This window comes from Kitasatospora sp. NPDC050463 (assembly GCF_040655255.1).
Classification (GTDB): Bacteria; Actinomycetota; Actinomycetes; order Streptomycetales; family Streptomycetaceae; genus Kitasatospora.
Map to the genome: position 1 here is coordinate 20325 of NZ_JBFAJO010000041.1, position 25289 is coordinate 45613.

18 protein-coding genes are annotated in these 25289 nt (G+C 72.0%); 5 read left to right on the plus strand and 13 right to left on the minus strand.

Annotation, left to right across the window (positions count from 1 at the left end):
* Positions 1–16: 16 nt before the first annotated feature.
* The 3 genes from AB0J08_RS24660 to AB0J08_RS24670 form a co-directional block, all read right to left on the minus strand.
* Complete coding sequence (locus AB0J08_RS24660) at positions 17–1504, minus strand: phosphotransferase (RefSeq protein ID WP_360638202.1); 1488 nt, start codon at positions 1502–1504, stop codon at positions 17–19.
* 239 nt (positions 1505–1743) lie between these two features.
* Positions 1744–3468 (minus strand): maltose alpha-D-glucosyltransferase, encoded by a 1725-nt coding sequence (treS, locus tag AB0J08_RS24665; protein ID WP_360638205.1) that lies wholly within the window; start codon positions 3466–3468, stop codon positions 1744–1746.
* On the minus strand, positions 3465–5420 hold the full coding sequence (locus AB0J08_RS24670; RefSeq protein ID WP_360638356.1) for an alpha-1,4-glucan--maltose-1-phosphate maltosyltransferase: 1956 nt from the start codon (positions 5418–5420) through the stop codon (positions 3465–3467). The genes treS and AB0J08_RS24670 overlap by 4 nt, the downstream gene beginning before the upstream one ends.
* A 1066-nt stretch (positions 5421–6486) precedes the next feature.
* On the opposite strand from AB0J08_RS24670, the gene glgP reads away from it, so the two are divergent.
* The gene (gene glgP / locus AB0J08_RS24675; protein WP_360638208.1) at positions 6487–9261 is read left to right on the plus strand and encodes an alpha-glucan family phosphorylase; all 2775 of its coding nucleotides are present in this window, start codon (positions 6487–6489) and stop codon (positions 9259–9261) included.
* A 91-nt stretch (positions 9262–9352) separates the two neighbouring features.
* On the opposite strand, the gene AB0J08_RS24680 is transcribed toward glgP, so the two are convergent.
* The 4 genes from AB0J08_RS24680 to glgX form a co-directional block, all read right to left on the minus strand.
* Complete coding sequence (locus AB0J08_RS24680) at positions 9353–10105, minus strand: class I SAM-dependent methyltransferase (RefSeq protein WP_360638211.1); 753 nt, start codon at positions 10103–10105, stop codon at positions 9353–9355.
* 108 nt (positions 10106–10213) lie between these two features.
* Positions 10214–12073, minus strand: a complete 1860-nt coding sequence (locus AB0J08_RS24685; RefSeq protein ID WP_360638213.1) for an ABC transporter ATP-binding protein — start codon at positions 12071–12073, stop codon at positions 10214–10216.
* Positions 12070–13908, minus strand: a complete 1839-nt coding sequence (locus AB0J08_RS24690; RefSeq protein WP_360638216.1) for an ABC transporter ATP-binding protein — start codon at positions 13906–13908, stop codon at positions 12070–12072. The genes AB0J08_RS24685 and AB0J08_RS24690 overlap by 4 nt, the downstream gene beginning before the upstream one ends.
* A gap of 100 nt (positions 13909–14008) precedes the next feature.
* Positions 14009–16228: a glycogen debranching protein GlgX gene (gene glgX / locus AB0J08_RS24695; protein WP_360638219.1), complete on the minus strand. Its 2220-nt coding sequence runs from the start codon at positions 16226–16228 to the stop codon at positions 14009–14011.
* Positions 16229–16540: 312 nt separating this feature from the next.
* Here glgX and AB0J08_RS24700 point away from each other — a divergent pair, with 312 nt between their 5' ends.
* The 4 genes from AB0J08_RS24700 (at position 16541) to AB0J08_RS24715 (ending at position 21320) form a co-directional block, all read left to right on the plus strand.
* A complete protein-coding gene (locus tag AB0J08_RS24700) occupies positions 16541–17713 on the plus strand; it encodes an Ig-like domain-containing protein (RefSeq protein ID WP_360638222.1) in 1173 nt (390 codons plus the stop codon).
* Between the two features lie 255 nt (positions 17714–17968).
* Positions 17969–19195: an Ig-like domain-containing protein gene (locus tag AB0J08_RS24705; RefSeq protein WP_360638225.1), complete on the plus strand. Its 1227-nt coding sequence runs from the start codon at positions 17969–17971 to the stop codon at positions 19193–19195.
* Between the two features lie 190 nt (positions 19196–19385).
* Positions 19386–20645, plus strand: coding sequence for an Ig-like domain-containing protein (locus tag AB0J08_RS24710; protein ID WP_360638228.1), 1260 nt, complete (start codon positions 19386–19388; stop codon positions 20643–20645).
* Between the two features lie 198 nt (positions 20646–20843).
* Positions 20844–21320 carry an ATP-binding protein gene (locus AB0J08_RS24715; protein WP_360638231.1) on the plus strand — a complete coding sequence of 159 codons (477 nt, stop codon included), beginning with the start codon at positions 20844–20846 and terminating at the stop codon, positions 21318–21320.
* Between the two features lie 431 nt (positions 21321–21751).
* Here the strand turns inward: AB0J08_RS24715 and AB0J08_RS24720 are convergent, their stop codons facing one another.
* From AB0J08_RS24720 to AB0J08_RS24745, 6 genes are all read right to left on the minus strand, one after another.
* Positions 21752–22192 carry a hypothetical protein gene (locus AB0J08_RS24720; RefSeq protein ID WP_360638234.1) on the minus strand — a complete coding sequence of 147 codons (441 nt, stop codon included), beginning with the start codon at positions 22190–22192 and terminating at the stop codon, positions 21752–21754.
* Positions 22192–22602: a helix-turn-helix transcriptional regulator gene (locus AB0J08_RS24725; RefSeq protein WP_360638237.1), complete on the minus strand. Its 411-nt coding sequence runs from the start codon at positions 22600–22602 to the stop codon at positions 22192–22194. The genes AB0J08_RS24720 and AB0J08_RS24725 overlap by 1 nt, the downstream gene beginning before the upstream one ends.
* Before the next feature lie 62 nt (positions 22603–22664).
* On the minus strand, positions 22665–23024 hold the full coding sequence (locus AB0J08_RS24730; RefSeq protein ID WP_360638240.1) for a type II toxin-antitoxin system RelE/ParE family toxin: 360 nt from the start codon (positions 23022–23024) through the stop codon (positions 22665–22667).
* A gap of 66 nt (positions 23025–23090) precedes the next feature.
* Positions 23091–23543 (minus strand): hypothetical protein, encoded by a 453-nt coding sequence (locus AB0J08_RS24735; protein WP_360638243.1) that lies wholly within the window; start codon positions 23541–23543, stop codon positions 23091–23093.
* A 674-nt stretch (positions 23544–24217) separates the two neighbouring features.
* On the minus strand, positions 24218–24418 hold the full coding sequence (locus AB0J08_RS24740) for a DUF397 domain-containing protein (RefSeq protein ID WP_360638246.1): 201 nt from the start codon (positions 24416–24418) through the stop codon (positions 24218–24220).
* Positions 24415–25200, minus strand: coding sequence for a helix-turn-helix transcriptional regulator (locus tag AB0J08_RS24745; protein ID WP_360638249.1), 786 nt, complete (start codon positions 25198–25200; stop codon positions 24415–24417). Before AB0J08_RS24745 ends, AB0J08_RS24740 begins: the two co-directional genes overlap by 4 nt.
* Positions 25201–25289: the final 89 nt, after the last annotated feature.

Sequence of the window (25289 nt, forward strand, 5' to 3'; positions counted from 1 at the left end):
GTCGGGCGGTGGGCCGTCAGACGGTCAGGGCCAGCCGGTTGATCGCGGCCAGCGGGATCGGCAGCCAGCCGGGCCGGTGGCGGGCCTCGTAGACCACCTCGTACACCGCCTTGTCGATCTCCAGGGCGCGCATCAGCTCGGGCGAGGCGGCCGGGTCGGTGCCGCCGCCGGCGGTGTAGCCGGCGCAGAAGGCGGTGCGGTTGCGCTGTGCCCAGGCGGCGGCGAGGTGGGCCAGCTCGGGGTCGGGCGGCGCGCCGGCCAGCAGGTGGGCGGCCGCGTAGTCGAAGGAGCGGAGCATCGCGGCGACGTCCCGCAGCGCGGTCTGCGGTTCGCGCCGCTCGGCGACGGACTTGGCCGGCTCGCCTTCGAAGTCCAGCAGCACCCAGCCGTGCGGGGTGCGCATGGCCTGCCCGAGGTGGAGGTCGCCGTGGATCCGCTGGACCGGCATGCCGTCCGGGTGGGCGTCGGCGAGCTGCTGGAAGGCGGTGCGCAGGGCGGCCCGGTAGCGGAGCAGCCCGGGTACGGCGGCCACCGCGCTGTCGAGGCGGTCGGCCATCGCGGTGGCCAGCTGCCGGGTCTGGGTGCGGTCCAGCCGGGCGACCGGCATCGAGCGGGCCAGTACCCGGTGGACCTCGGCGGTGGCGCGGCCGAGCCGGTGCGCCTCGATCGCGAAGTTGCCGGGGGATGGGTCGCCCTTGAGCCGGCCGACCTGGTCCAGTGCCAGCTCCCAGCCGTCCTCGGCCTCCGGCAGGTAGCGCTGGAGCAGCCCGAGGGTGGCCGGCTCGGCGCGCTCCAGCCGGCTCTCGAACCAGGCCGCCACCCGGGGGATCCGGGTGGAGCCGGCCCGGGAGAGCGCCAGCGAGAGCTCCAGGTCGGGGTTGGTGCCGGGGTGGACGCGGCGGAACAGCTTGAGGATGTACGAGGTGCCGTAGATGACCGAGCTGTTGGACTGCTCGGCGGTGGAGGCGCGCCCGGGGAGGTTGGTGGGCAGCCCGGAGCCGGGGGTGCGGCGGAAGGACAGCGAGCCGAACCGGTCGCCGGTGGCGAGGTGCTCCAGCAGCCGCCCGGTCAGCTCGGGGTCGTGCACCGCGTCGTAGAGCGCCGCGCCGTCGTAGGGGCCCTGGTTGAGCCGGCCGAGGACGGCGGTCGGCTCGATGTCGGCCGGCCCCTCCGAGCGGATGCCGAGCAGCAGCTGGTAGATGTCGCCGTGGGGCGCGCCGGCGGTGGTGGCGTGCTCGACCCGCAGCAGCAGGTGCAGCAGGGCCGGGTCGCCGACCTGGAGCGGGGTGCCGACCACGGGGGTGAGGCCGGTGATGGGCCGTCCCTTGCCGGCGTACCAGCGCTGGGTGGGGAGCCACTCGGCGATCAGCGGCAGGGCCGCCTGGACGAGTTCGCTGACCCCCAGGGCGGTTCTCCGGGCCGCGGCTCCACGGGTGCCCACCGGCGTGGAGCCGGCGGGGGTGTCGCGGTGCACATCGGCTTGAGAACGGGAGGTTTCGGACATGACTCCCTTTCCCCGGAAGCGGGCGGACTGCCCGACGGGTCTGGCCGGGTCCGTCAGTCTTCCGGATTTCGGCGGCGCGGCGGCGAAGGCACGCGAGCGGTGCTCAGGTGTCACGCCTTCGTGTGGGTGGCCGTTGGGCTGTTCTCCGTACGCGGTGGTGCAGAGACCTCCGGGGGCGCGGGGTGTACAACTCGCGCGCCCCCGGAGGGTTTGGTGAAGCAGGTGTCCCTGACGGATCGTTACTTCGATCGCCTGGTGCCGCTCAGGCGTGGCGGTTGCCGGAGCTGGAACCAGTAGAAGCCGTGTCCGGCGAGGGTGAGCAGGTACGGCCACTCGCCGATCGAGGGGAAGCGCACCCCGCCGATCAGCTCGACCGGGTACCGGCCCCCGTACTGCCGCAGGTCGAGTTCGGTCGGCTGCGCGAACCGCGAGAAGTTGTTCACGCACATGACCAGGTCGCCCTCGTGCTCGCGCACGAAGGCCAGGACCGCGGGATTGCTGGAGGGCAGTTCGGTGTACGTGCCGAGGCCGAAAGCCGAGTTGAGCTTGCGGATCTCGATCATGCGACGCGTCCAGTGCAGCAGTGAACTCGAACTGCTCTGCTGCGCCTCGACGTTGGTCACCTGGTAGCCGTACACCGGATCCATGATGGGCGGCAGACTGAGCCTGCCCGGGTCGGCGGACGAGAAACCCGCGTTGCGGTCCGGGGTCCACTGCATCGGCGTGCGCACGCCGTCCCGGTCGCCCAGCCAGATGTTGTCGCCCATGCCGATCTCGTCCCCGTAGTAGAGCACCGGGGAGCCCGGCAGGGAGAGCAGCAGGGCGGTGAACAGCTCGATCTGGTTGCGGTCGTTCTCCAGCAGCGGGGCGAGCCGGCGGCGGATGCCCACGTTGGCGCGCATCCGGGGGTCCTTGGCGTACTCCGCGTACATGTAGTCGCGCTCCTCGTCGGTGACCATCTCCAGGGTCAGCTCGTCGTGGTTGCGCAGGAAGATGCCCCACTGGCACCCGTGCGGGATGCGCGGGGTCTTGGCGAGGATCTCCGACACCGGGTAGCGGGACTCCCGGCGGACCGCCATGAAGATGCGCGGCATCACCGGGAAGTGGAACGCCATGTGGCACTCGTCGCCGCCGGAGGCGAAGTCGCCGAAGTAGTCGACGACGTCCTCCGGCCACTGGTTGGCCTCGGCGAGCAGCACGGTGTCGGGGTAGTCGGCGTCGATCTCCTTGCGGACCCGCTGGAGGAACTCGTGCGTCTCCGGCAGGTTCTCGCAGTTGGTTCCCTCCCGGGCGAACAGGTACGGCACGGCGTCCAGCCGGAAGCCGTCGATGCCGAGGTCGAGCCAGAACCGCAGCCCGGCGATCATCTCGTCCTGGACCCGGGGGTTGTCGTAGTTGAGGTCCGGCTGGTGGGAGAAGAAGCGGTGCCAGAAGTACTGCTTGCGCACCGGGTCGTAGGTCCAGTTGGAGGTCTCGGTGTCGACGAAGATGATCCGGGCGTCCGGGTACTGCTTGTCGTCGTCGGCCCACATGTAGAAGTCGCCGTACGGGCCGTCCGGGTCCTCCCGGGAGGCCTGGAACCAGGGGTGCTGGTCGCTGGTGTGGTTCATGACGAAGTCGATGACCACGCGCATGCCGCGCAGGTGCGCGGCGTCGACGAACTCCATGAAGTCGGCGAGGTCGCCGAACTCCGGCAGGACCGACTTGTAGTCCGCGACGTCGTACCCGCCGTCGCGCAGCGGCGAGGCGAAGAACGGCGGCAGCCAGAGGCAGTCGACCCCGAGCCACTGGAGGTAGTCGAGCTTGGACGTGAGCCCCCTGAGGTCCCCGATCCCGTCGCCGTTGCTGTCCTGGAAGGACCGCACCAGCACCTCGTAGAAGACCGCACGCTTGAACCACTCCGGGTCCAGGTTCTTCTTCGAGGTCTCGGGGAAGGTGTCGGGAACGGGCTCGTTCACTGTCACGCTGGGTTCCTCCGAACCGTGAGGAGGTGAGCCGGCTCGGCTGAGGGATCGAGCCGGACGTAGTTGTGCCGGCCCCAGGTGTAGGCGGCGCCGGTGAGTTCGTCGTGCACCGCGAACGGGCCGTCCCCGTCGAGGGTGACGGTGGCCTCCTGGACGTGGTGCGGGTCGAGGTTGACCACCGTGACGACGTGGTCGGTCAGGCCGTCGGCCGTGGTGGCCGTCTTGGAGAAGGCGAGCACCTGGTCGTTGTCGGTGGGATGGAAGCGCAGGCCGCGCAGCTGCTGGAGCGAGGGGTGCCGGCGGCGCAGCCGGTTGAGCACGGTGAGCAGCGGGGCGAGGGTGTCGGTGCGGGTCCAGTCGCGGGGCCGGAGTTCGTACTTCTCGGAGTGCAGGTACTCCTCCGAGCCCGGGTGGGCCGGCTCGTTCTCGTACAGCTCGTAACCGGCGTAGACGCCGTAGCTGGGGGAGAGGGTGGCGGCCAGCACCGCGCGGATCGCGAACGCGGCCCGGCCGCCGGTCTGCAGGTAGGCGTGCAGGATGTCCGGGGTGTTGGCGAAGAAGTTCGGCCGCATGTAGGCGGCGGCGTCACCGGAGAGCTCGGTGAGGTAGTCGGTGAGCTCCTGTTTGGTGGTGCGCCAGGTGAAGTACGTGTACGACTGGTGGAAGCCGATCTTCCCGAGCGTCTGCATCATCGCGGGCCGGGTGAACGCCTCTGCCAGGAACACGACATCCGGGTCGGTCCGGGCGATGTCGGCCAGCACCTTCTCCCAGAACAGCACCGGCTTGGTGTGCGGGTTGTCGACCCGGAAGATCCGGACGCCGTGGGTCATCCAGAAGCGCAGGACGCGGAGCGTTTCCTTGACGATTCCGTCCATGTCCTGGTCGAAGTTGATCGGATAAATGTCCTGGTACTTCTTCGGCGGGTTCTCGGCATAGGCGATGGTGCCGTCGGCGCGGTGACTGAACCATTCCGGGTGCTTGTTCACCCAGGGGTGGTCCGGCGAGCACTGCAGCGCGAAGTCCAGGGCCACCTCCAGGTGCAGCGCCCCGGCCTCGGCGACGAAGTGGTCGAAGTCCTCGATGGTGCCGAGGTCCGGGTGGACGGCGTCGTGGCCGCCCTCCGGCGAACCGATCGCCCAGGGCGAGCCGACGTCGTGCGGACCGGCCGTCAGGGCGTTGTCCGGGCCCTTGCGGAAGGCTCGCCCGATCGGGTGGACCGGCGGCAGGTAGACCACGTCGAAGCCCATCGCGGCGACGGCGGGCAGCCGCTCGGCGGCGGTGCGCAGGGTGCCCGAACGCGGCGGCTCGACGCCGGACGGGTCGACCACCGCGCCCTCCGAGCGGGGGAAGAACTCGTACCAGGATCCGTACAGCGCGCGCTCGCGGTCCACCTGGAGGGGCAGCGGGCGGGAGGCGCTCACCAGTTCGCGCAGCGGGTAGCGGGCCAGCAGGTCGAGCACCTCGGGGGCGAGCGCGGCGGCCAGCCGGGACAGCGGTGGCAGACCGGTGTCGCGCAGCGCGTCCACCGCGGCCAGGATGTGCGCCCGGCCCTCCTTCTTCGGCACGCCGCCCGCGGCCCGTTCCAGCAGCAGCGCGCCCTCCTCCAGCACCAGCGCGGTGTCGATCCCGGCGGGCAGCTTCACCGCGGCCACCTTGCGCCAGGTGGCGAGCGGGTCGCTCCACGCCTCCACCAGGTAGGACCAGCGGCCGGGTGCGGTCGGGGTGACGTGCGCGCCCCAGCGGTCGGTGCCCTCGGCGAGTTCGCGCATCGGCGTCCACGGGCCGCTGCGGCCGCGCGGGTCGCGCAGGACGACGTTGGCATTCACCGCGTCGTGGCCCTCGCGGAACACCGTCGCGGTGACCGCGAAGGTCTCGCCGACCACCGCCTTGGCCGGGCGACGGCCGGCGTCGACGAGGGGGCTGACGTCCAGGACGGGGATGCGGCCGATCACGGTGTCGCTCTCTGTCGTCTTTCGGGCGGCGGGCTTGCGGGCGGGGGGCTTTCGGGCGGCCGGCTTGCGGGTGGCGGGCTCGGGGTCGGCGGACGCGCGGGCCGCGCCGCGGGCGGGCGCCCGGCGGCTTGCCGGGTCGGCCTTCGCGGCGGCCCCGGTGCCGGTGGCGGTGACCTCGGCGCCGGTGGCGGCGGTGCGGCGCGTGGTGGTGCGCCTGCGGGGTGCCGCCGGCCGGTTCTCCTCGGCCCCGGGTTGTCGGGCCGGTTCGGTCTGCTCCGTACGGATGGCCCCGGCCTCCCGGGGGCCCGGCATCGCCGCGTCTGTCCGAGTGTCAGAATCCATCCGTCCGGCGGATTCCGCGACCGCTGCGTCGTGGCTTTCGGCCACCGGTGTGGACTGGTCCCGCGTGTCGCCGTGCATGCCAAACTCCTGCCCGAGATCGGCGGCAGCTCCCGCGGGCCGGGGGCGGGCCGGGGGAGTACCGGGAGGACTGCTGGGTGGGGAGGACGTGCGACCGGAAGCCTGCCCGCGCCGCCGTCTCCGGCAACCTGCCCCGCTCCCGCCGAGCCCGTGGCGGGGCTCCCGAGAGCCCGCGCGCATCCCGGCGCACGCCTCTCGGGGCACGCCCCTGGGCGACCCAGCCCACCCGTGAACGAGCAGGCCGAGTTCGAGGACACGCATCGGTGCGAGGTGAGCGCCGAATGGGCTAAGGAGGTTGGGAATCGATCAACGCGAAAAGGATTCGGACGTGCTGCTTCAAGGAGGGCGCCACCCGTCGCCGCACTCCCCGCAGCTTCCACGACCTTGGTTCATAGTCGCACCGGCGACAAGACTTTTGCAGCGGTACGACAGTAGTTTCGGGCTTTGTCCGGGGCGGCTCCGCCGGTGGAAATGGATCTGTTCCGCAGTGTTCACGCATTGGTAGCGCGATCCGGCGGAACGTGCGCCGCGCGCGCCCCCTGTGCAGCCCAATGCGCCGAATGCGATCTCATCAATAGGCCGAACGGAGGCCCAATAGCCCACTTGACGCACCCTCACGACGGGCGCCGGGGCTACGCTTCACGCCGTGAAGGCAATCCGCAGATTCACCGTCCGCACCGTCCTGCCCGAACAACTCCAGCCGTTGCACGAGCTGGCTCTCAACCTGCGCTGGTCCTGGCACCCCGAGACCAGGGACCTCTTCCGGTCCGTGGACCCGGAGGTCTGGGCGGCCACCGGGGAGGATCCGGTGCGCCTGCTGGGCGAGGTCCCGGCCGCCCGGCTCGCCGCGCTCGCCACCGACCGCCGGTTCCTGCGCAGGCTCGGCGACCTCGCCGAGGACCTGCGGGAGTACCTGGCCGGCCCGCGCTGGTACCAGGCCGCCCAGCACGGCCTCGACCAACCGGCCGGCGGCGCCGCGCAACCCGCCGCCATCGCCTACTTCTCACCCGAGTACGGCATCGCCGCGGCGCTGCCCCAGTACTCCGGCGGGCTCGGCATCCTGGCGGGCGACCACCTCAAGGCGGCCAGCGACCTCGGCGTCCCGCTCATCGGCGTGGGACTGTTCTACCGGCACGGCTACTTCCGGCAGTCCCTCAACCGGGACGGCTGGCAGCAGGAGCGCTACCCGCTCCTCGACCCGGACGAACTCGCCGTCACGCTGCTCCGGGAGGGTGACGGCGCCCCCTGCCGGATCGACCTCGCGCTGCCCGGCGGCCGCACCCTGGCCGCGCACGTCTGGCGGGCCCAGGTCGGGCGCGTCCCGCTCCTGCTGCTCGACTCCGACATCGAGGCCAACTCGGCCGCCGAGCGCGACGTCACCGACCGCCTGTACGGCGGCGGCAGCGAGCACCGGCTGCTCCAGGAGATGCTGCTCGGCATCGGCGGCGTCCGCGCGGTCCGCGCCTACTGCCGGCTCACCGGCCACCCCGCCCCCGAGGTCTTCCACACCAACGAGGGACACGCCGGCTTCCTCGGCGTCGAGCGGATCCGCGAGCTGATCGCCGACGGTCCGGCCGAGCCCGGCCTGGACTTCGCCGCCGCCCTGGAGGCCGTCCGCGCCGGCACCCTGTTCACCACCCACACGCCCGTCCCGGCCGGCATCGACCGGTTCGACCGGGACTTGGTGGCCCGCCACTTCGGCGGGGACGCCGCGCTGCCCGGCGTCCCGGCCGAGCAGGTGCTCGCCCTCGGCGCCGAGACCTGGCGCGGCGGGGACCCGAAGCTGTTCAACATGGCCGCGATGGGCCTGCGGCTCGCCCAGCGCGCCAACGGCGTCTCCACCCTCCACGGCGCGGTCAGCCGGTCCATGTTCAACGGGCTCTGGCCGGGCTTCGACGCCGCCGAGGTCCCGATCACCTCGGTCACCAACGGCGTCCACGCGGCGACCTGGATCGACCCGGCGGTCGTCCGGCTCGGCGCCGCCGAGATCGGCGCCGACCGCGCCGAGGACGCCATGACCACCGGCGACGCCAAGCGCTGGACCGGTCTGGAGCGGATCGGCAACACCGAGATCTGGGAGCTGCGGCGCAGCCTGCGCGCCCAGCTCGTGGACGAGGCCCGCCACCGGCTGCGCGCCTCCTGGCGCCAGCGCGGCGCCGGCGAGGCCGAGCTCGGCTGGGTCTCCTCGGTACTCGACCCGGACGTGCTCACCATCGGGTTCGCCCGCCGGGTGCCCTCCTACAAGCGGCTCACCCTGATGCTGCGCGACCAGGAGCGGCTGCGCGCCCTGCTGCTGCACCCCACCCGGCCGGTGCAGATCGTGGTCGCCGGCAAGGCCCACCCGGCCGACGACGGCGGCAAGCGGCTGATCCAGCAGATGGTCGCGTTCGCCGACGACCCGGCCGTCCGGCACCGGATCGTCTTCCTGCCGGACTACGACATGGCGATGGCCCGCCACCTCTACCCGGGCTGCGACGTCTGGCTGAACAACCCGCTGCGCCCGCTGGAGGCCTGCGGCACCTCGGGCATGAAGGCCGCGCTGAACGGCTGCCTCAACCTGTCCGTCCTGGACGGCTGGTGGGACGAGTGGTACGACGGCCAGAACGGCTGGGCGATCCCCACCGCCGACGAGAGCGGCGGCGCCCTCGACCCGGAGAGCGGCGAGGCCGAGCGGCGGGACGACATCGAGGCCGCCGCGCTGTACGACCTGATCGAGCACCAGGTGGCCGCCCGGTTCTACGACCGGGGCGCGGACGGGCTGCCGCACCGCTGGATCGCCATGGTCCGGCACACCCTGGTCACCCTCGGGCCCAAGGTGCTGGCCGGGCGGATGGTCCGCGAGTACGTCGAGCGGCTGTACACCCCGGCGGCGCTGGCCCAGCGGGAGCTCGCGGCAGCCGCGGCCGGTCCGGCGGGCCCGCCCCGGGGCGAAGGGAGCGTCGGCGCCGGCTCCGAGCGACCGGAGGCGGGCGGGCGGGTGACGGTCCCGTACGCGGGGGCGCGTGAGCTGGCCGCCTGGAAGGCACGGGTCCGGGAGGCCTGGCCGGCCGTCCGGGTCGAGCACGTCGAGGCGGAGTGCCCGGACGAGGCGCAGGAGCTGGGCAGCTCGCTGGCGCTGCGGGTGCAGGTCGCGCTGGGTGTGCTGGAGCCCGGTGAGGTCGAGGTGCAGGTGGTCTCCGGGCGGGTGGACGAGGCGGACGGCATCTCGGAGGCCTGCCTGCTGGCCCTCAAGCCGGTCGGCGGGCCGGACCTCGACGGGCGCACCCGGTACGAGGGCTCGCTGGAGCTGTGCCGGACGGGCCCGTTCGGTTACACCGTCCGGGTGTTGCCGGCCCATCCGCGGCTGGCCTCGCCGGCCGAGCTGGGCCTGGTGGCCCTGCCGGCCGAGTCGGTGGGGATGGACGCGGGGCTGCTGCGGTGAGAGCGGTGGGGAGGGCCGGCCGGTCCGGCCCTCCCCACCGCTCTCGTCGGACCGGCCCAGGCCCTGCCCGGCGGGATCGGCCGGACCGGACCTAGCGGACGGCGGCGACCAGGGCGTCGGTGACGGAGCGCCAGGCCACCCCGGCCTCAAGGAACCCGGCCTCGACGAGCCGCGCGGTGTGCCAGTCGGCGGGGTGCGACGCGCCGTCGGCGTGCGAGCCGTAGAGGGCGTTGCGGGCGGCGACCTGCTCGGCGAGCAGCGGGTCGGCCTCGGCTGCCGCCCACCACTCGGCCCAGTCGAGGACGCCTTCGGCCTTCTCGCGCACCTGGCGCCGCTGCTGGAAGGCCTCCGTCGCGGCGGTGAGCAGCGGGATCGACGGTTCGGGGGTGTGGTCGGCGTTGAGGAGGACTCCACCGGGGCGGACCAGCTTGGCGAGGTCTCCGTAGAGCCGGACGAGGTCGTCGGTGCGCAGCCAGTGCAGGGCGGTGGCGGTCACCACGGCGTCGAACGGGCCGGGCGGGAGCCGGGCGGCCCAGTCCGGATCGGTCAGGTCGGCGGTCACCAGGGTGAACCGGGGGTCGTCGGCGAAGAGGCCGCGGGCGATGGCCATCAGTGCCGGGTCCTGGTCCACGCCGACGCTGACCGCGCCGGGCAGTCGGGCGAGCAGCCGCTCGCTGATGCTGCCGGTGCCGCAGGCCAGGTCGAGGACGCGCGGCGCGGGGCCGGTGACGGCCTCGACGACGTCGAGCATGGCGCGGAACCGCTCCTCGCGGTCGGGCAGGTACCACTCCTGCTGGCGGTCCCAGCTGCGCTGCCAGTCCTGCCAGTGCGTCCGGTCGGTCACGTCCCGCTCCCTCGGTCGTCGGCCCCGGGCCGGTAAGGCCCGCACCTCACTCTAGGCCCTTTCGGTAATGGACGAAAGGGCCTAGAGGCTATTACCGAGGGGTGGGGGTCAGACCAGGCTGTCCCGCCAGGCCTGGTGCAGCTCGGCGAAGCGGCCCGAGCCGTCGATCAGCTCCTGCGGGGTGCCGTCCTCGACGATCCGGCCCTGGTCCATCACCAGGACGCGGTCGGCGATCTCGACGGTGGAGAGCCGGTGGGCGATGATCACGGCCGTTCGTCCGGCCAGCACCGTGCGCATCGCCCGCTGGACGGCCTGCTCGCCCGGGACGTCCAGTGAACTGGTCGCCTCGTCCAGGATCAGCACCGCCGGGTCGGCCAGCAGCGCGCGGGCGAAGGCGACCAGCTGGCGCTGGCCGGCCGAGATCCGGCCGCCGCGCTTGCGCACGTCGGTGTCGAAGCCGTCCGGCAGCGCGGCGACGAACTCGTACGCGCCGATGTCCCGGGCGGCCTGCTCGACCTCCTCGCGGGAGGCGCCGGGGCGGCCGATCCCGATGTTCTCGGCGACGGTGCCGGAGAACAGGAAGGACTCCTGCGTCACCATGACCACCCCGCGGCGCAGCTCGGGCGTGGCGAGGTCGCGCAGGTCCACCCCGTCGAGGGTGATCCGCCCGCCCGTCGGGTCGTAGAAGCGGGCCAGCAGCTTGGCGACGGTCGACTTGCCCGCACCGGTCGCCCCGACCACGGCCACGGTCTGGCCGGCCGGCAGCACCAGGTCGAAGGCGGGCAGCACCTCCTTGCCGGAGCGGTAGCCGAAGCTCGTCCTCTCGAAGTGCACCTCGCGCCCCTTTGCCAGGGACTTCGCAGGTGGGTCGGGGAGCTCCTTCGGTTCGGCGGGCTCGGCGACGGTCGGCTCGTGGGCGAGCAGGCCGGCGATCTTCTCCAGGGCGGCGGCGGCCGACTGGTAGCTGTTCAGGAACATCGCCAGCTGGTCGATCGGGTCGAACAGCCGGCGCAGGTAGAGCACGAAGCCGGTGAGCACGCCGAGCTCCACGGCGCCGTCGGTGACCAGGAACGCGCCGAACAGCACCACCCCGGCGCTCCAGACGTTCGCGGTGGCGCGGGAGAGGCCGACGTAGCGGGCGATCTCCAGCAGGCCGTCCGCCGTGGCGGCGGCCGACTGCCGGTTGACCACGGCGAACGCGGCGTCGTTGGCCCGCTCGCGGCGGAAGGCCTGGACGGGGCGGATGCCGTTCATGGTCTCTGTGAAGCGCACGATCAGCGACGCGGCCGAGGTGCGCGAGCGGCGGTAGACCCGGCGCGAGCGGCTCCGGAACGAACGGGCGATCAGGAAGAGCGGGACGAAGGAGGCCAGCGAGACCAGGCCGAGCCGCCAGTCCATCACCAGCAGCAGCACCGAGATGTAGAAGACCGAGAGGAAGACGGTGAGCAGCTCCTGCAGGCCCTCGGAGAGCAGCTCGCGCAGCGCGTCCACGTCGGACGTGGCGCGGGAGATGATCCGGCCCGAGGTGTAGCGCTCGTGGAAGTCCAGGCTGAGCCGCTGGGCGTGCCGGAAGATCCGGCCGCGCAGCTCCACCAGGATGTCCTGATTGATCCGGGCGCTGATCTTGATGAAGGCCCACTGGAGCACGGTGCTCAGCAGCGCGAAGGAGAGGTAGGCGGTGATCACCGCGACCAGCGGGCCGGCGTCGTGGTCGCGCAGGGCCGGGATGCCCCGGTCCATCGCGATCGCCACCAGCAGCGGCCCGGACTGCAGCGCCGCCTGCTGGAGCAGGATCACCGTCATCGCGACGGTGATCCGGGCCCGGTGCGGGCCGAGCAGTGAGCGCAGCAGCGCCCGGGGCGCGCCCGGCGGGACGGGGATGTCCTCCTCGTCGGCCGGCGGCGGGGGCAGCTCCTCCTCCGGCGCGGCCTTCGTGGCCTTCTCGGCGGGCTCGATCGTGGTGGTCATCGGGCGGAGCCCCTCTCCGGTACCAGGGCGGCCTCGCCCGACATCAGTTCGCGGTAGCGCGCCGAGGTGCGCAGCAGCTCCTGGTGGGTGCCGACGGCCTCGATCCGGCCGTCCGCGAGCACCGCGACTCGGTCGGCGAGCAGGACGGTGCTCGGCCGGTGGGCCACCACCAGCGCGGTGGTGGAGCCGAGCACCTGGCGCAGGGCCCGCTCGACGAGCGCCTCGGTGTGCACGTCCAGTGCGGAGAGCGGGTCGTCCAGGACGAGGAAGGCCGGGGCGCCGACCACCGCGCGGGCCAGCGCGAGCCGTTGGCGCTGGCCGCCGGACAGGCTCAGGCCCTGCTCGCCGACCTCGGTCTCGACCCCGTCGGGCAGCTTCCCGACGAAGTCGGCCTGGGCGGTGGCGAGCGCGGCGCCGAGCTGGTCGGGGCCGGCGCCGGGCGCGCCCATCAGCACGTTCTCCCGGACGGTGGCCGAGAACAGGGTGGGCTCCTCGAAGGCGACCGACACCAGCTCGCGCAGCCGCTCCCGGGAGAGCTCGCGGACGGACCGGCCGTCCAGGGTGATGGTGCCGGCGGTGGCCTCGTACAGCCGGGGGAGCAGCGCGGTGAGGGTGGTCTTGCCGCTGCCGGTGGCGCCGACCAGGGCCATCGTCTCGCCGCTGCGGATGTGCAGGTCGATTCCCTGGAGCAGGTCGGGGCTGTCGGGCGGGGCGTCCGGGTAGCGGAAGCGGACGCCGGTGAGCCGGATGCCGTCCGGGGCGGTGCCCGGGGAAGGGGCGGTGCCCTGCGAAGGGGTGGTGTCCCGCGCGGTGACCGGGTGCGGGGCGTCGGCCGGCTCGGGTTCGTCCAGCACCTCGAAGAAGCGGTCGGTGGCGGTGGCGGCCTCGTTGGCGTAGGCGAGCAGCCAGCCGAGCGACTCGACCGGCCAGCGCAGCGCGAGCGCGGTGGAGAGGAAGGCGACCAGGGTGCCGGTGCTCAGCTCGTCGTGCGCGACCAGGTAGCAGCCGACCGCGAGCGCGCAGCCGAGGGCCAGCTCGGGCAGGCCGACGATGACCGCCCAGAGGTTGGCGAGCAGGCCGGCCTTGCGCAGCTCGGTGCGGCGCAGGTCGTGCGTCCGGGCGCGGAAGCGCTCGGCCATCGACCGGTGGCGGCCGAAGGCCTTGAGGATGCGGATGCCGAGGATCGACTCCTCGATCACGGTGGCGAGGTCGCCGTTCTGGTCCTGGGCGCGGCGGGCGGCGCCGGAGTAGCCGGCCTCGAAGCGCCGGGTCAGCACCAGCAGCGGGGCGGCGGGCACCAGCACGATCAGCGCGAGGCGCCAGTCCTGGGTGAACATCAGCGCGGTGCCGGCGAGGAAGGTCGCGGTGTTGACGATCAGGAAGACCAGCGGGAAGGCCAGGAACAGCCGCATGGTGTACATGTCGGCGGTGGCCCGGGAGAGCAGCTGGCCGGAGCCCCAGCGATCGTGGAAGGAGATCGGCAGGCGCTGCAGCCGGGCGAAGAGGTCACCGCGCATCGCCGTCTCCACCCCGGCCAGGGGCTTGGCCAGGATGACCCGGCGGGCGTAGAACAGGGCCGCCTCGAAGAGTCCGAGCGCCAGCAGCAGGCCGATCAGCGGCCAGAGCGCCCCGAGGTCGTGGTCGGTGATCGGCCCGTCGACGATTCGGCCGAGAACGATCGGGACGAGCAGCACGCTGAGTGCGGCGAGCAGTGCGGCGCCGACCGAGGTGGTCAGCCGCCAGCGGATCGCACGGGCGTACGGCCACAGGCGCAGCAGGGAGCGGACCGTGGACCGGCGGGCGGGCGTGGGGGCGGGGGCTTGGTTCTCGGCCATCGCCGTGAGCGTAGGTCGGGTACCCGTCATTTCTCATCCGGTTTTTCGCACCTGTCGACGAGAACCGGCCACCCCGGCGCGGGGCCGGTGGGGTGCGCGGTCAGCGAGGGGCGGGTGCGCGCAGCAGGCGCAGCGAGCGGCCGCCCAGCAGGGCGGTGTCCGGCAGGGCGGTGTCCGGCGAGGGGGGCGGGTCGGCCGGTTCGGCGGCGGTGTCCAGCACCGTCTCGTACGCCGCGTCCGGTGCGGCCCAGGGCTCGCCGGGGAGGGTGAAGGCCACCGGATCGGGGCCGGCGTTGAGCAGCAGCAGGAAGCTGTCGTCGCGCAACGGACTGCCGTACTGGTCGCGTTCGGACATCGCGGCGCCGGAGAGCAGCATGCCGAGGCAGGCCGTCGGGGCGAACCAGTCGGCCTCCGTCATCTCCTTGCCGCGCGGGGTGAACCAGGCCAGGTCGGGCTGGCCGCCGGGAGCGGCGGCCCGGCCGGAGAAGAACGCCCGCTGCCGCAGCACCGGGTGGTCGCGGCGGAGCCGGACGAGGCGCGCGGTGAGGTCGCGCAGCCCGGACCAGCCCGGGTCGTCCAGCAGTGACCAGTCCAGCCAACTGATCTCGTTGTCCTGGCAGTAGGCGTTGTTGTTGCCGAGCTGGGTGCGGCCGAACTCGTCCCCGGCGGTGATCATCGGGACGCCGGTGGAGAGCAGCAGCGTGGCCATCAGGTTGCGCAGTTGGCGCAGGCGCAGGGCGTTGACCGCCGGATCGGTGGTCTCCCCCTCGACGCCGTGGTTCCAGGACCGGTTGTCGTCGGTGCCGTCCCGGTTGGCCTCGCCGTTCGCCTCGTTGTGCTTGCGGTTGTAGGAGACCAGGTCGCGCAGGGTGAAGCCGTCGTGCGCGGTGACGAAGTTGACCGAGGCGTAGGGGCGCCGGCCGCCGCGCTGGTAGAGGTCGGAGGAGCCGGAGAGCCGGTAGCCGAGCTCGCGGACGTCCGGACGCGCGCCGCGCCAGAAGTCCCGCACGGTGTCGCGGTACTTGTCGTTCCACTCGGCCCACAGCGGGGGGAAGCCGCCGACCTGGTAGCCGCCCGGGCCGACGTCCCAGGGTTCGGCGATCAGCTTGACCCGGCTCAGGACCGGGTCCTGCGAGACGGCGGCGAGGAAGGGGTGGTCCATCTCGACGCCGTCGCTGCCGCGGGCGAGCGCGGCGGCGAGGTCGAAGCGGAAGCCGTCCACGCCCATCTCGGTCACCCAGTACCGCAGCGAGTCGGTGATCAGCCGGATCACCTGCGGGCGGCGGGTGTCCAGGGTGTTGCCGCAGCCGGTGTAGTCGGCGTAGCCGCGCGGGCGGTTCAGCGGGAGGCGGTAGTACCCGGCGTTGTCGATGCCCCGCAGCGACAGGGTGGGGCCCAACTCGGCGGCCTCGGCGGTGTGGTTGTAGACCACGTCGAGGACGACCTCGATCCCGGCGGCGTGCAGCGCGCGCACCATCCGCTTGAACTCGCCGACCTGGCCGCCGCGTCCGCCCGAGGCGGAGTAGCCGGCGTGCGGGGCGAAGTAGCCGACGGTGTTGTACCCCCAGTAGTTGCCCAGCCCGCGGGCCTGGAGGTGGTCCTCGCCGGCGTACTGGTGCACCGGCAGCAGCTCGACGGCGGTGACGCCGAGCCCGGTGAGGTGGGCGATCGCGGCGGGGTGGGCGAGGCCCGCGTAGGTGCCGCGCAGCTGCGGCGGCACCTCGGGGTGGCGCATGGTGAAGCCGCGGACGTGCAGCTCGTACAGCACGGTCTCGGCCCAGGGGGTCTTGGGGCGGTGGTCGTCGTACCAGTCGTCGTCGTCGTGGACGACGACGGACCGGGGCACGTGGCGGGCCGAGTCGCGGTTGTCCCGGACGGTGTCGGCGACATCCGCCTCGGGCCAGTTGCGGACGGCGGAGCAGACCGAGTCGTGGGAGGTGTAGGAGCCGTCGATGGCCCGGGCGTACGGGTCGAGCAGCAGTTTGGCCGGGTTCCACCGGGCGCCGGTCCACGGGTCCCAGCGGCCGTGGACGCGGAAGCCGTACCGGGTGCCGGGGCGGACGCCGGGCAGGAAGCCGTGCCAGATCTGGAAGTTCTGCTCGGTGAGCCGGTGTCTGCTCTCCACGCCGTCCTCGTCGAAGAGACAGAGGTCGACGGCCTCGGCGCCGGCTGCCCAGAGCGCGAAGTTGGTGCCCTGGCGGCCCTGGGCGTCGGTACGGAAACGGGCGCCGAGCGGCTGCCAGCTGCCGGGCCACGGTGGCTCGGTGCCGGCACTGCCGCGCGGCCGCACTCCGGCTTCCAGCTCCTGCCCTGACGCCATGGCCCTACCCTCCCTGGGCGGGGTGTCCCGGACCCCGTTCACCTTCTCTTTCCCTGATCCTGCTGATCGGAAGCCGCTGAACGGTGGCTTACCGGCGGATGGCGGCCGGGGGGCGGGCTCCACGGGCGCGCGCGGGGGCGCCGGCCTGCCGCGGTGGGCCGCCGGGGTGGGATTCACCCGGGCGTCCGCGTGTCCTGCCGGGATTGCCCTCGTTGTCCGGGGTATCGGACGGAAACGGCGGGAGGCCCCGGAATGCGGCCCCGAGTACGGTTTTGGGCACGGCGTGCGGCGGCGCTGGGCTGGTGCCTGGCCGTGCTGACGGGTTGCGCCGGCGGTGGCGGCGCCGCGCCGGCCACGGCCGGGGACGCGGTCGCCCCGGGGCAGGCACCGCCGCCCCCCTCCCGGGCGGCGATCACCGCGCTGCCCGCCGACGGCTCCCAGGACGTCCCGGCGGACGGCTCGGTCCGGGTCTCGGTGGCCCAGGGCAGGCTGCTCTCCGTCCGGCTGGCCGACGCCAAGGGCACCGAGGTGGCCGGGACGGTCTCCGAGGACGGCGCGGTCTGGACGCCGAAGGGTCCGCTGCCGCTCGGTACCGCGTTCACCCTGGACTCGGTGGCCGAGGACGACCAGGGGCAGAAGGCCAATCAGCACACGGCGTTCTCGACGGTGGCCCGGGCGCACACCTTCGTGGCCTTCTTCACCCCGGAGGACGGCTCCACGGTCGGCGTCGGCATGCCGGTCTCGCTGCGGTTCAGCCGGCCGATCACCGACCGGGCGGCGGTCGAGAAGGCGGTGCTGGTGAGGGCCGACCCGCCCGTCGAGGTGGCCGCGCACTGGTTCGGCAACCAGCGGCTGGACGTCCGGCCGAAGACGTACTGGGCGGCCGGCACCAAGGTCGCGGTGGCGCTGCGCCTCAAGGGCGTGCAGGGTGCGCCGGGCGACTTCGGCACCCAGTCCAAGGACGTCCGGTTCACCATCGGTCGGGCCCAGGTCTCCACGGTGGACCTGGACGCCCACACCCTGACCGTCCGGGCCGGCCAGGGCGGCAAGGTGGTGCGCACGCTCAAGGTGTCCGGCGGGGACCCGAAGCACAGCACCTACCGGGGCGTGCTGGTGGTCTCCGAGAAGTACCGGGTGACCAGGATGAACTCGCAGACCGTCGGGATGGGCGACGAGTACGACATCAAGGACGTCCCGCACGCGATGCGGCTGACCACCTCGGGCACCTTCATCCACGGCAACTACTGGGCCGACCCGGCGGTGTTCGGCACGGCCAACACCAGTCACGGCTGCATCGGCCTGGCCGACGCCAAGGGCGGCGCGAGCAAGGAGACCCCGGCGGGCTGGCTGTTCGAGCACACCATCCCCGGGGACGTGATCGAGGTGAAGGCGTCCACGGGGGACTTCGTCCCGCCGAACAACGGGCTCAACGGCTGGAACCTGCCCTGGGCCCAGTGGATCGACGGCGGCGCGGCCGAGCACTGACCTGCCGGGTTCCGGCCGCGGTCTCCCGTCGACCTTCACGACTGTTCCACCTGTGATCCACCGCACTCCCCCCGGTATTCACTCATTCGGCCCAGCTATCCTGCACTTGCCGCGCCGCATCTCGGTGCGAAAGATCGCCGGTCCGGTGCAACCCGTCCGGGCAGACGCGCGTCCATCTGGATGGACACCGGGAGGGGAGAAACCGTGAAGCCGGTTAGGGCGGCCGATGCCGCGATACGTACCACCAGCCGTCGGATGCGCCGCAGTGCGGTGGCGCTCGCGATGGGCGGGGTACTGCTGCTGACTGCGGCGTGTGGGGACGACAAGGGCAGCGACGGCGCGAACGGGGGCGGCGGCGGTGACGCGGCCGCGACGGCGGGTGCCAACGGCGGCGGCACCCCCGCGCCCGGCCAGAGTTCGGCGGCGCCGAAGGTCTCGGCCGCGGTGCTGACCGTCGAGCCGAAGGACGGTGCGCAGGACGTCTCGCCGACCAACGCGCTCGCCGTCTCGGTCGCGGGCGGCAAGCTGACCACGGTCGAGGTGACCGACAAGGAGGGCAAGCCGGTCGCCGGGGCGATCACCGCGGACGGCACCGGCTGGAAGCCCAGCGCGGCGCTCGCCGTCGGCATGGCCTACAAGGTGAGCGCGCAGGCCAAGGACGCCGAGGGCCTGGTGGCCGCGTCCACCACCTCGTTCACCACGCTGACGCCCGAGAAGAAGATCTCCACCAACGACAACATCACCGACAACGCCACCTACGGCGTCGGCATGATCGTCTCGGTGGTCTTCAACAAGGACGTGAAGAACAAGGAAGCCGTCGTCAAGGGGATCACCTTCGAGACCAGTGACGGCGCCACCGAGGTGAAGGGCCACTGGTTCGGCACCCGGCGGCTGGACTTCCGCCCGGCCGAGTACTGGAAGCCGGGCACCAAGGTCACCATCAAGTACCGGCTGAAGAACGTCGAGGTCGCCCCGGGCGTCTACGGCGACGTGGACAAGGACGAGCCGTTCGTCATCGGCCGCTCCCAGGTCTCCACGGCCGACTCCGCGACGCACCAGATGACGGTGGTCCGGGACGGTCAGCCGCACACCGTGCCGGTGACCCTCGGCGACGAGAAGAACCCGTCCTGGAACGGCGCGATGGTGATCTCCAGCAAGGAGAAGGTCACCCGGATGAACTCGCAGACCGTCGGCCTCGGCGGCGAGTACGACATCCCGGACGTGCCGCACGCGATGCGCCTGACCAACTCCGGCACCTTCGTGCACGGCAACTACTGGGCGAACCCGTTCGGCAAGTCCAACGCCAGCCACGGCTGCATCTCGATGCAGGACACCAAGGACGGCAGCGACGCCTCGGTCGCGGGCAAGTTCTTCAACGAGTCGATGATCGGCGACGTGGTCAAGGTCGTGAACTCCAAGGAGAAGACGGTCGCGCCCGACAACGGGCTCAGCGGCTGGAACATCGACTGGGCCAACTGGTAGGCCCTACCCCGCGGTAGCCCCCGTACTCCCGGCTCGACCACGACCGGCCCGATCCTCACTCGTTGGGGTCGGGCCGGTCGTCGTTTCCCGGGCGAATACCGCTCGAATGGCGCAACCTTTCCGGTGACCGCCGCGTGTATCTGTCGAGTCCCGTCGTGATCGCGCGGGATCAACGGGAGGGGGAGTCGACATGAGGTCGATACGTACGGTGGTGGCCGCCGGTCTGATCGGCGGCGCGCTGGTGCTGACCAGCGCGTGTGGCGGTGGCGCGGGCGGCGGGAGTGCGGCCAAGGCCGAGCTGGGCGGCGGCGCGGCCGCGGGGGCCGCGTCGACCGCCTCGCCGCAGGCCTCCGGGTCGGCGCCCGCCGGCACTCCCGCCCCGGCCGCCGCGACGCCCAAGGTGTCGGCGGCCGTGCTGGACATCCAGCCGAAGAACGGCGCGGTGGACGTGGCCCCGAACGGCGCGCTGAAGGTCGCGGTGACGGGCGGCAGGCTCACCACGGTCAAGGTGAGCGACCGCAGCGGCAAGGAGATCGCCGGCACGATCGCCGCGGACGGCGGCAGCTGGGCGCCGTCGGCCGGCCTCGCGGTCGGCACCGCGTACCAGGTGAGCGCGATGGCGGCGGACGCCGACGGGGTGGTCGCCTCGGCGGACAGCGGCTTCACCACGCTGACGCCCGAGCGCGAGGCGAAGGCGAGCGACAACGTCGAGGACGGCGCCACCTACGGGGTCGGCATGATCGTCTCGGTCGACTTCGACAAGGACGTGAAGAACAAGGAGGCCGTCGCCAAGGGCATCACCTTCGAGGCCGACAACGGCACCGTGGTGAAGGGCCACTGGTTCGGCGACCGCCGGCTGGACTTCCGCCCCGAGGCGTACTGGAAGCCGGGTACCAAGGTCACCGTCCACTACCGGTTGAAGAACGTGGAGATCGCCCCGGGCGTCTACGGGGGCGTCGACCGGGACGAGCCCTTCACGATCGGGCGATCGCAGATCTCGTCGGTTGACGCCAAGACCCATCTGATGACGGTGGTCACCGACGGAAAGAGTTCCGTCATCGAGATCACCTCCGGCTCGCCGGAGCACCCGACCTGGAACGGCACCATGGTCGTGATGTCCAAGGAGGGCGTGGTGCGGATGCAGTCCAGCAGCATGCCCGGGATGACCGGGGCGCCGTACGACCTGCAGGTCCCGCACTCGATGCGGCTGACCACGTCCGGCACGTACGTACACGGCAACTACTGGAGCGACGCCTTCGGTGAGGACAACGTCAGCCACGGCTGCGTCGGTCTGAAGGACGTCAAGGGCGGTGGCGGCGGCACCTCGGCGGGCACCTTCTACGACGGCTCGCTGATCGGCGACATCGTTACCGTGCAGAATTCCTCGCGCGGCAAGGTGGCTCCGGACAACGGTCTCAGCGGCTGGAACCTGGGCTGGAGTGCCTGGTAGGAGCCGGTTTGCGGCAACCCGGGCTTGACGGGGGCGCGGCCCGGGTTGCACCCGGCATATGCCGAACGGGGGGTGATCGTTTGCTCATTGTCCGTACGCGCCCGCTTGCGTTCCGCAATGATGGACCGCATGGCGGGTTGGGGCGAAACAGATCAGTCATCACTTCCTGGGTCCAGCTTGGTTGCTGAAGCGTCGTGGATGTGCTTCCAAGACGCGCTCGCGGCCTTGGAGCGGCTCAGCTCCGAGGAGCTGGAGCGGATGTACTACGGCAGGCTGTGCGACCAGTCGACGCCGGGCGAGATGCGGCTGCCGTCGCGACCGGAGTCCGGGCCGGTGGCCCGGCGGCTGGTGCTCTCGGTACTGGAGTCCTGGGAGCTGCACCAGCACTTGGAGGTCGGCGAGCTACTCACCAGCGAGCTGGTGGCCAACGCGCTGCGGCACGCGGCCGGGCGGACCATCGGCGTCCAGGTCTCGCGCAAACCCGGCTGGCTGCGGATCGAGGTGCGGGACTCCTCGCGGGCGCTGCCCTGCCTGATCCTTTCCGAGCCGCTGCCGATCAGCGAGTACGGACGCGGGCTCAAGATCCTCGACGATCTCGCCGACCGCTGGGGCGCCGATCTGCTGCCGCGCGGCAAGGGCGTCTGGTTCGAGCTGAAGGTGCGCGAGCGGCGCTGAGGCGGGCTGCGCCCGTGGCGATGCGGTCGTTCCGGTGGCCGGGTCCCGTGGCCGTGGCCGTTCCCGTGGCCGGAAAACGCGCAGGGCCCCCGATCCACCGTGGTCCGGTGCGTGGGGGCCCTTGCAAGTCATCGCGCCGGCCAAGGGGGTGCGTGCCGGGCGATGGGCGACGGCCGTGCCAGGTCGGGCCAGCCGTAGTCTCGGGTGCCCGCGGCGAGTCGTCGATGTCCGCCGCCGGACATCTCGACTATCGCATGGATCTCAGCATGTGGGCAAACCAGGTGGCTTTGATTTCAAGGTTTGTAACCTAGTTCACCTTTGGATTTTGCATAGGTTAACGCCGCCGCCTGAGATTATTCATGCGCGAGCGGTGTAGGCCCTGTGACGGCGGCCCGGCGAGGACCCTCGGGCGGTGGTCGGGCGCCCTGCCGTCAGGCGCTCTGGCCCGGACCGCGCAGCGAGAGCAGCGGGGTGTCGACGCCGAGCTTGGCGGCGCTGCCCTGGAGGGCCTCGCGCAGGAACGGGTAGAGCACCGTCACACCGATCCGGTCGACGAACTGCTGCTGCAGCTCGGCCGACAGCTCGAACGGCGTGCCGAGTGCGAACGCTGCCGCCGCATCCACCACGAAGTCAGCCTGGACGCTCCCCAGTTCGAGCCGGCAGCGCACCTCCAGGGTGGTCCCGTCGTCGCCCTCGCGGAGCCACACCGCGAGCGTCGTCCGGGCGTCGGCCTCGGTGCGCGGCTCCTGCTGGTCGAAGAGGCGACGGCCGGACACCTCCAGGAAGGTGACGTCCTCCAGCTCGGTGACGGCGGTGAGCTCGTCGAGGGTGGCGAACCGCCGGACCGACCGGCGGGCGGGCGCGCCGGCCATCAGACGGTCACCGACCGCTGGGCGTCGTCGCCCCAGGCCGTCGGGCGCACCTGGGGTGCCCGCTCGCGGACGGCCACCCGGACCTGCACCTGCACCGGCGCGGGCTTCCACGCGGGGGCCAGGTCGGCGGCGGTGTGGTCGACCATGCTGAGCAGCCGGGCGTCGACCGCGCGGGCGTAGCGCTGCAGGGTCGAGTAGCGGGCGTCGCCGCCCACCCGCTCGAACTCGGAGACGGTCGACTGCGACGTCCCCATCAGCTCCGCCACGTCGCGCTGGGTCAGGCCGCGCTTCTTGCGGGCCACGACCAGCGTCTCCACGAGTTCGGCGTAGGCCCGGGCGTCCGCCAGGCTCGCGGCGACGCGGGGATCGTCGGGGTCGAGGTCGAGCAGATCGTGCAGTGTGGGTGCCATGGCCGCCTCCCCTCAGAGTGCTCCAACATTATCGCCCGAAACCGATACCGAGAACCGGGAACTCAGCCCGCCGACGGCCGGTTCCGCCAATCCCTGAGCCGCCGCTCGGCGGCGCCGCGCTCGTTCGGCGGGGTCTTCTGGGACTTCTTCTGGAAGAACGACAGGGCGAGCAGGACCAGCCCCTCGGACTCCTCCGCGAAGAGCAGCCGGAAGGTGCGGTGATCGCCGGTGAGCCGCACCTCCAGGAGGTCGTTGCCGAGGTCCTTGACGTCCCCCGGCAGGGTCTGCCGCTGCTTGACCCGGTTCATCAGGACGAACAGCCTGGCCCGCTCGTGGGTGGCCAGCCGGGCCTTCTGCAGGTCCTTGACCACGGGCGTCGAACCGTCCGAGCCCTCGTAGAAGGACCACTCCCGAGTGTTCAACGCCGCCCACCCCCGCTCCGATCGTGCGCTGATCGGCAGTCTAGGCGGGCGGCGGTGAGGGGGGAATCAATGCCGTTGTGGCGCCGGGCGGTTGGGGCGGGCGGCCGTGCGGACGGCCCCACGCACCCGGGCGGCGTGCCGGTGCACCGCCTGGGGGGAGAGCCGGGCGGCCGGCGGGGCGACGGCGGTGGCGCCCGCCCGGCAGGCGCGGCAGAGGCCGCCGAGGAGGGCCTGCGGGCGGCTCGGGGTGCGGCAGTCCGTGCACTCCACGATGCGGGTGACGGGGAGCACCGCAGGCTCCCGGGGGCGGTCGGGCGGCATCTTGTCCACCAGGCGGCGGCGGACGAACGCGGCCGGGCTGTGGACGGTGGGCGGGAGCCCCGCCGTGAGCGCGGTGACGAGGTGCGCGGTACCGGCCCCACGCGCGAGCCACTGGGCGGCGAGCGGTTCGAGGGAGTCGCACTCGCGGGCCGAGAGCGCGAGCCGGGGGTCGGCCAGCCCGAGGGCGGCGAGGGTCACGTAGGAGGGTGACCGGTCCGTCCGGGGGTGGGGGCGCTCTTCCGGGTGATCCTGGTCGAGGTCGCCGCCGGTGTCGGTGTCGCCCTCGGGGTTGCCCCCCGGTGCCGCCGCCGGTCAGGAAGCGGGACCACCAGGCGTCGTCCCGGGGTGTGCGGGAGAAGTAGGTGCGGAACACCCACTGCGTGCGGTCGCCGTCGACGCGCTCACGGACGCGGCGCAGGTGGCCGGCGGTGGAGAGGGTGTTGAGCGCGGTGCGGACGGCCTGCTGGCCGTAGTGGGGCTGCTCGCGGGCGAGGGTCTTGGCGTCCATCGCGGCACCGTCGGGCAGCCGGTCCGGCAGGCTCGCCAGGTAGGCCTCACGGGCGGGCAGGTGCGCGAAGTCGTCGACGCGGCGGGGCTTTTGGCCCGGCGCGGACTGCTTTCCGTAGCCAGGGGAGGCCATCGGGGGCAGGGCAGCGCTAAAGTCGTGGATAGCCACAGGATCGAGTCCTTTTCGATCGTGCTGGTCAGACCCCCGTTCGGTGTTGGCGCACCGGCGGGGGTTGATTCGTTGGTGCGCACGCTACACGGCGTGTGCGGACTGTGGCGCCAGTGACGATTAGTCATACGGGCTGGCTGTGGCGGCACTTGGGAGGGTGGGTGGGGGGTGTTCACCCACCCGTTCCTCTAGGAGGTCACTCGACCGCCGAGACCTGAGCTTCGGCCGCGAAGGCGAGGAACGCGGCCCAGGCGTCGGGGGAGAAGCAGAGCTGCGGGCCGGTCTTGTCCTTGGAGTCCCGGACGTGGATGGCGAGGGTGGAGGCGGCCACCTCGACGCAGTTGCCGCCCTCGTAGTCGCTGTAACTGGACCGATGCCACATGCGGGTGCTGCTCATAGCTGCTCTGCCGCCTTCCTGATGAACTCTGCGGAATCCTCGGCGCTGAGGGCTTGCGCGCGGATCATCGCCTGCCGCTGGCTGAGCATGCTGACGATTTTGGGATCTGAGTGAAGTGCGTTCGTTTCGTGGGTCTCCACATAGGCGAAATGTTCGTGATTGACCGTCTCCATGAGGACCATTGATCCGGAGAGGCAAGACGGAGGCCCGTGCTCGAAGGTCAGGATCTGAATGCGCACGTTGCGCTGCTGCCTTACCTCCAGGAGGTGATGAAACTGTCGCTTCATCGTCTGGCTCCCACCCATGCGGGTGTTGAGAGCCGCCTCGTAGATCACGAAACTGAACAGCACGGTCGGCCGGGCCAGCTTGGCCTGTCGACCCATCCGGGCGGTGATGCGGTCCTCGATGGTCTGGTCGTCCACCGGTGGGATCGTGTAGCTCAGAGTTGCCCGCGCATACTCCTCTGTTTGTAGCAGGCCCGGGATGTAGAGGGGCTCATACGAGTACAGGGCGACGGCGTCGTCTTCCACCGTTCTGTATGCGTCTGTCCTGGTGGGGGGTCGTTCCGGGATCAAGAACTCGTATGCCCCGAGAAGGATCCCCCTCGCACCGCACAGCTCATCTGCTGTCGCGAGCAGTTTGAACGAGGGCTTCCGTCGCCCCGCTTCCATCGATCGAACGCTCTCGATGTCGTAGCTGGCCGCCGTGCTCAACTGCTCCCTCGTCACGCCCGCTTGAGCGCGCCACCGCTTGATCTGGTCTCCGCAGTACCTCCAGGCCATCGGCGGCTGCGTAGGTGCGCTCATCGCTGGACCCCCCATTTCACGGTCAACCAGCGAGTCACAGCTCTCTGTACCCCTGGAGTAACTCC

Excerpts from the sequence above, each read along its gene's own strand:
- AB0J08_RS24660 (WP_360638202.1), bottom strand. The coding sequence starts at position 1,504 with ATGTCCGAAACCTCCCGTTCTCAAGCCGATGTGCACCGCGACACCCCC.
- AB0J08_RS24685 (WP_360638213.1), bottom strand. The coding sequence starts at position 12,073 with ATGACCACCACGATCGAGCCCGCCGAGAAGGCCACGAAGGCCGCGCCG.
- AB0J08_RS24690 (WP_360638216.1), bottom strand. The coding sequence starts at position 13,908 with ATGGCCGAGAACCAAGCCCCCGCCCCCACGCCCGCCCGCCGGTCCACG.
- glgX (WP_360638219.1), bottom strand. The coding sequence starts at position 16,228 with ATGGCGTCAGGGCAGGAGCTGGAAGCCGGAGTGCGGCCGCGCGGCAGT.
- AB0J08_RS24705 (WP_360638225.1), top strand. The coding sequence starts at position 17,969 with ATGCGCCGCAGTGCGGTGGCGCTCGCGATGGGCGGGGTACTGCTGCTG.
- AB0J08_RS24710 (WP_360638228.1), top strand. The coding sequence starts at position 19,386 with ATGAGGTCGATACGTACGGTGGTGGCCGCCGGTCTGATCGGCGGCGCG.
- AB0J08_RS24715 (WP_360638231.1), top strand. The coding sequence starts at position 20,844 with ATGTGCTTCCAAGACGCGCTCGCGGCCTTGGAGCGGCTCAGCTCCGAG.
- AB0J08_RS24720 (WP_360638234.1), bottom strand. The coding sequence starts at position 22,192 with ATGGCCGGCGCGCCCGCCCGCCGGTCGGTCCGGCGGTTCGCCACCCTC.
- AB0J08_RS24725 (WP_360638237.1), bottom strand. The coding sequence starts at position 22,602 with ATGGCACCCACACTGCACGATCTGCTCGACCTCGACCCCGACGATCCC.
- AB0J08_RS24740 (WP_360638246.1), bottom strand. The coding sequence starts at position 24,418 with ATGAGCAGCACCCGCATGTGGCATCGGTCCAGTTACAGCGACTACGAG.
- AB0J08_RS24745 (WP_360638249.1), bottom strand. The coding sequence starts at position 25,200 with ATGGCCTGGAGGTACTGCGGAGACCAGATCAAGCGGTGGCGCGCTCAA.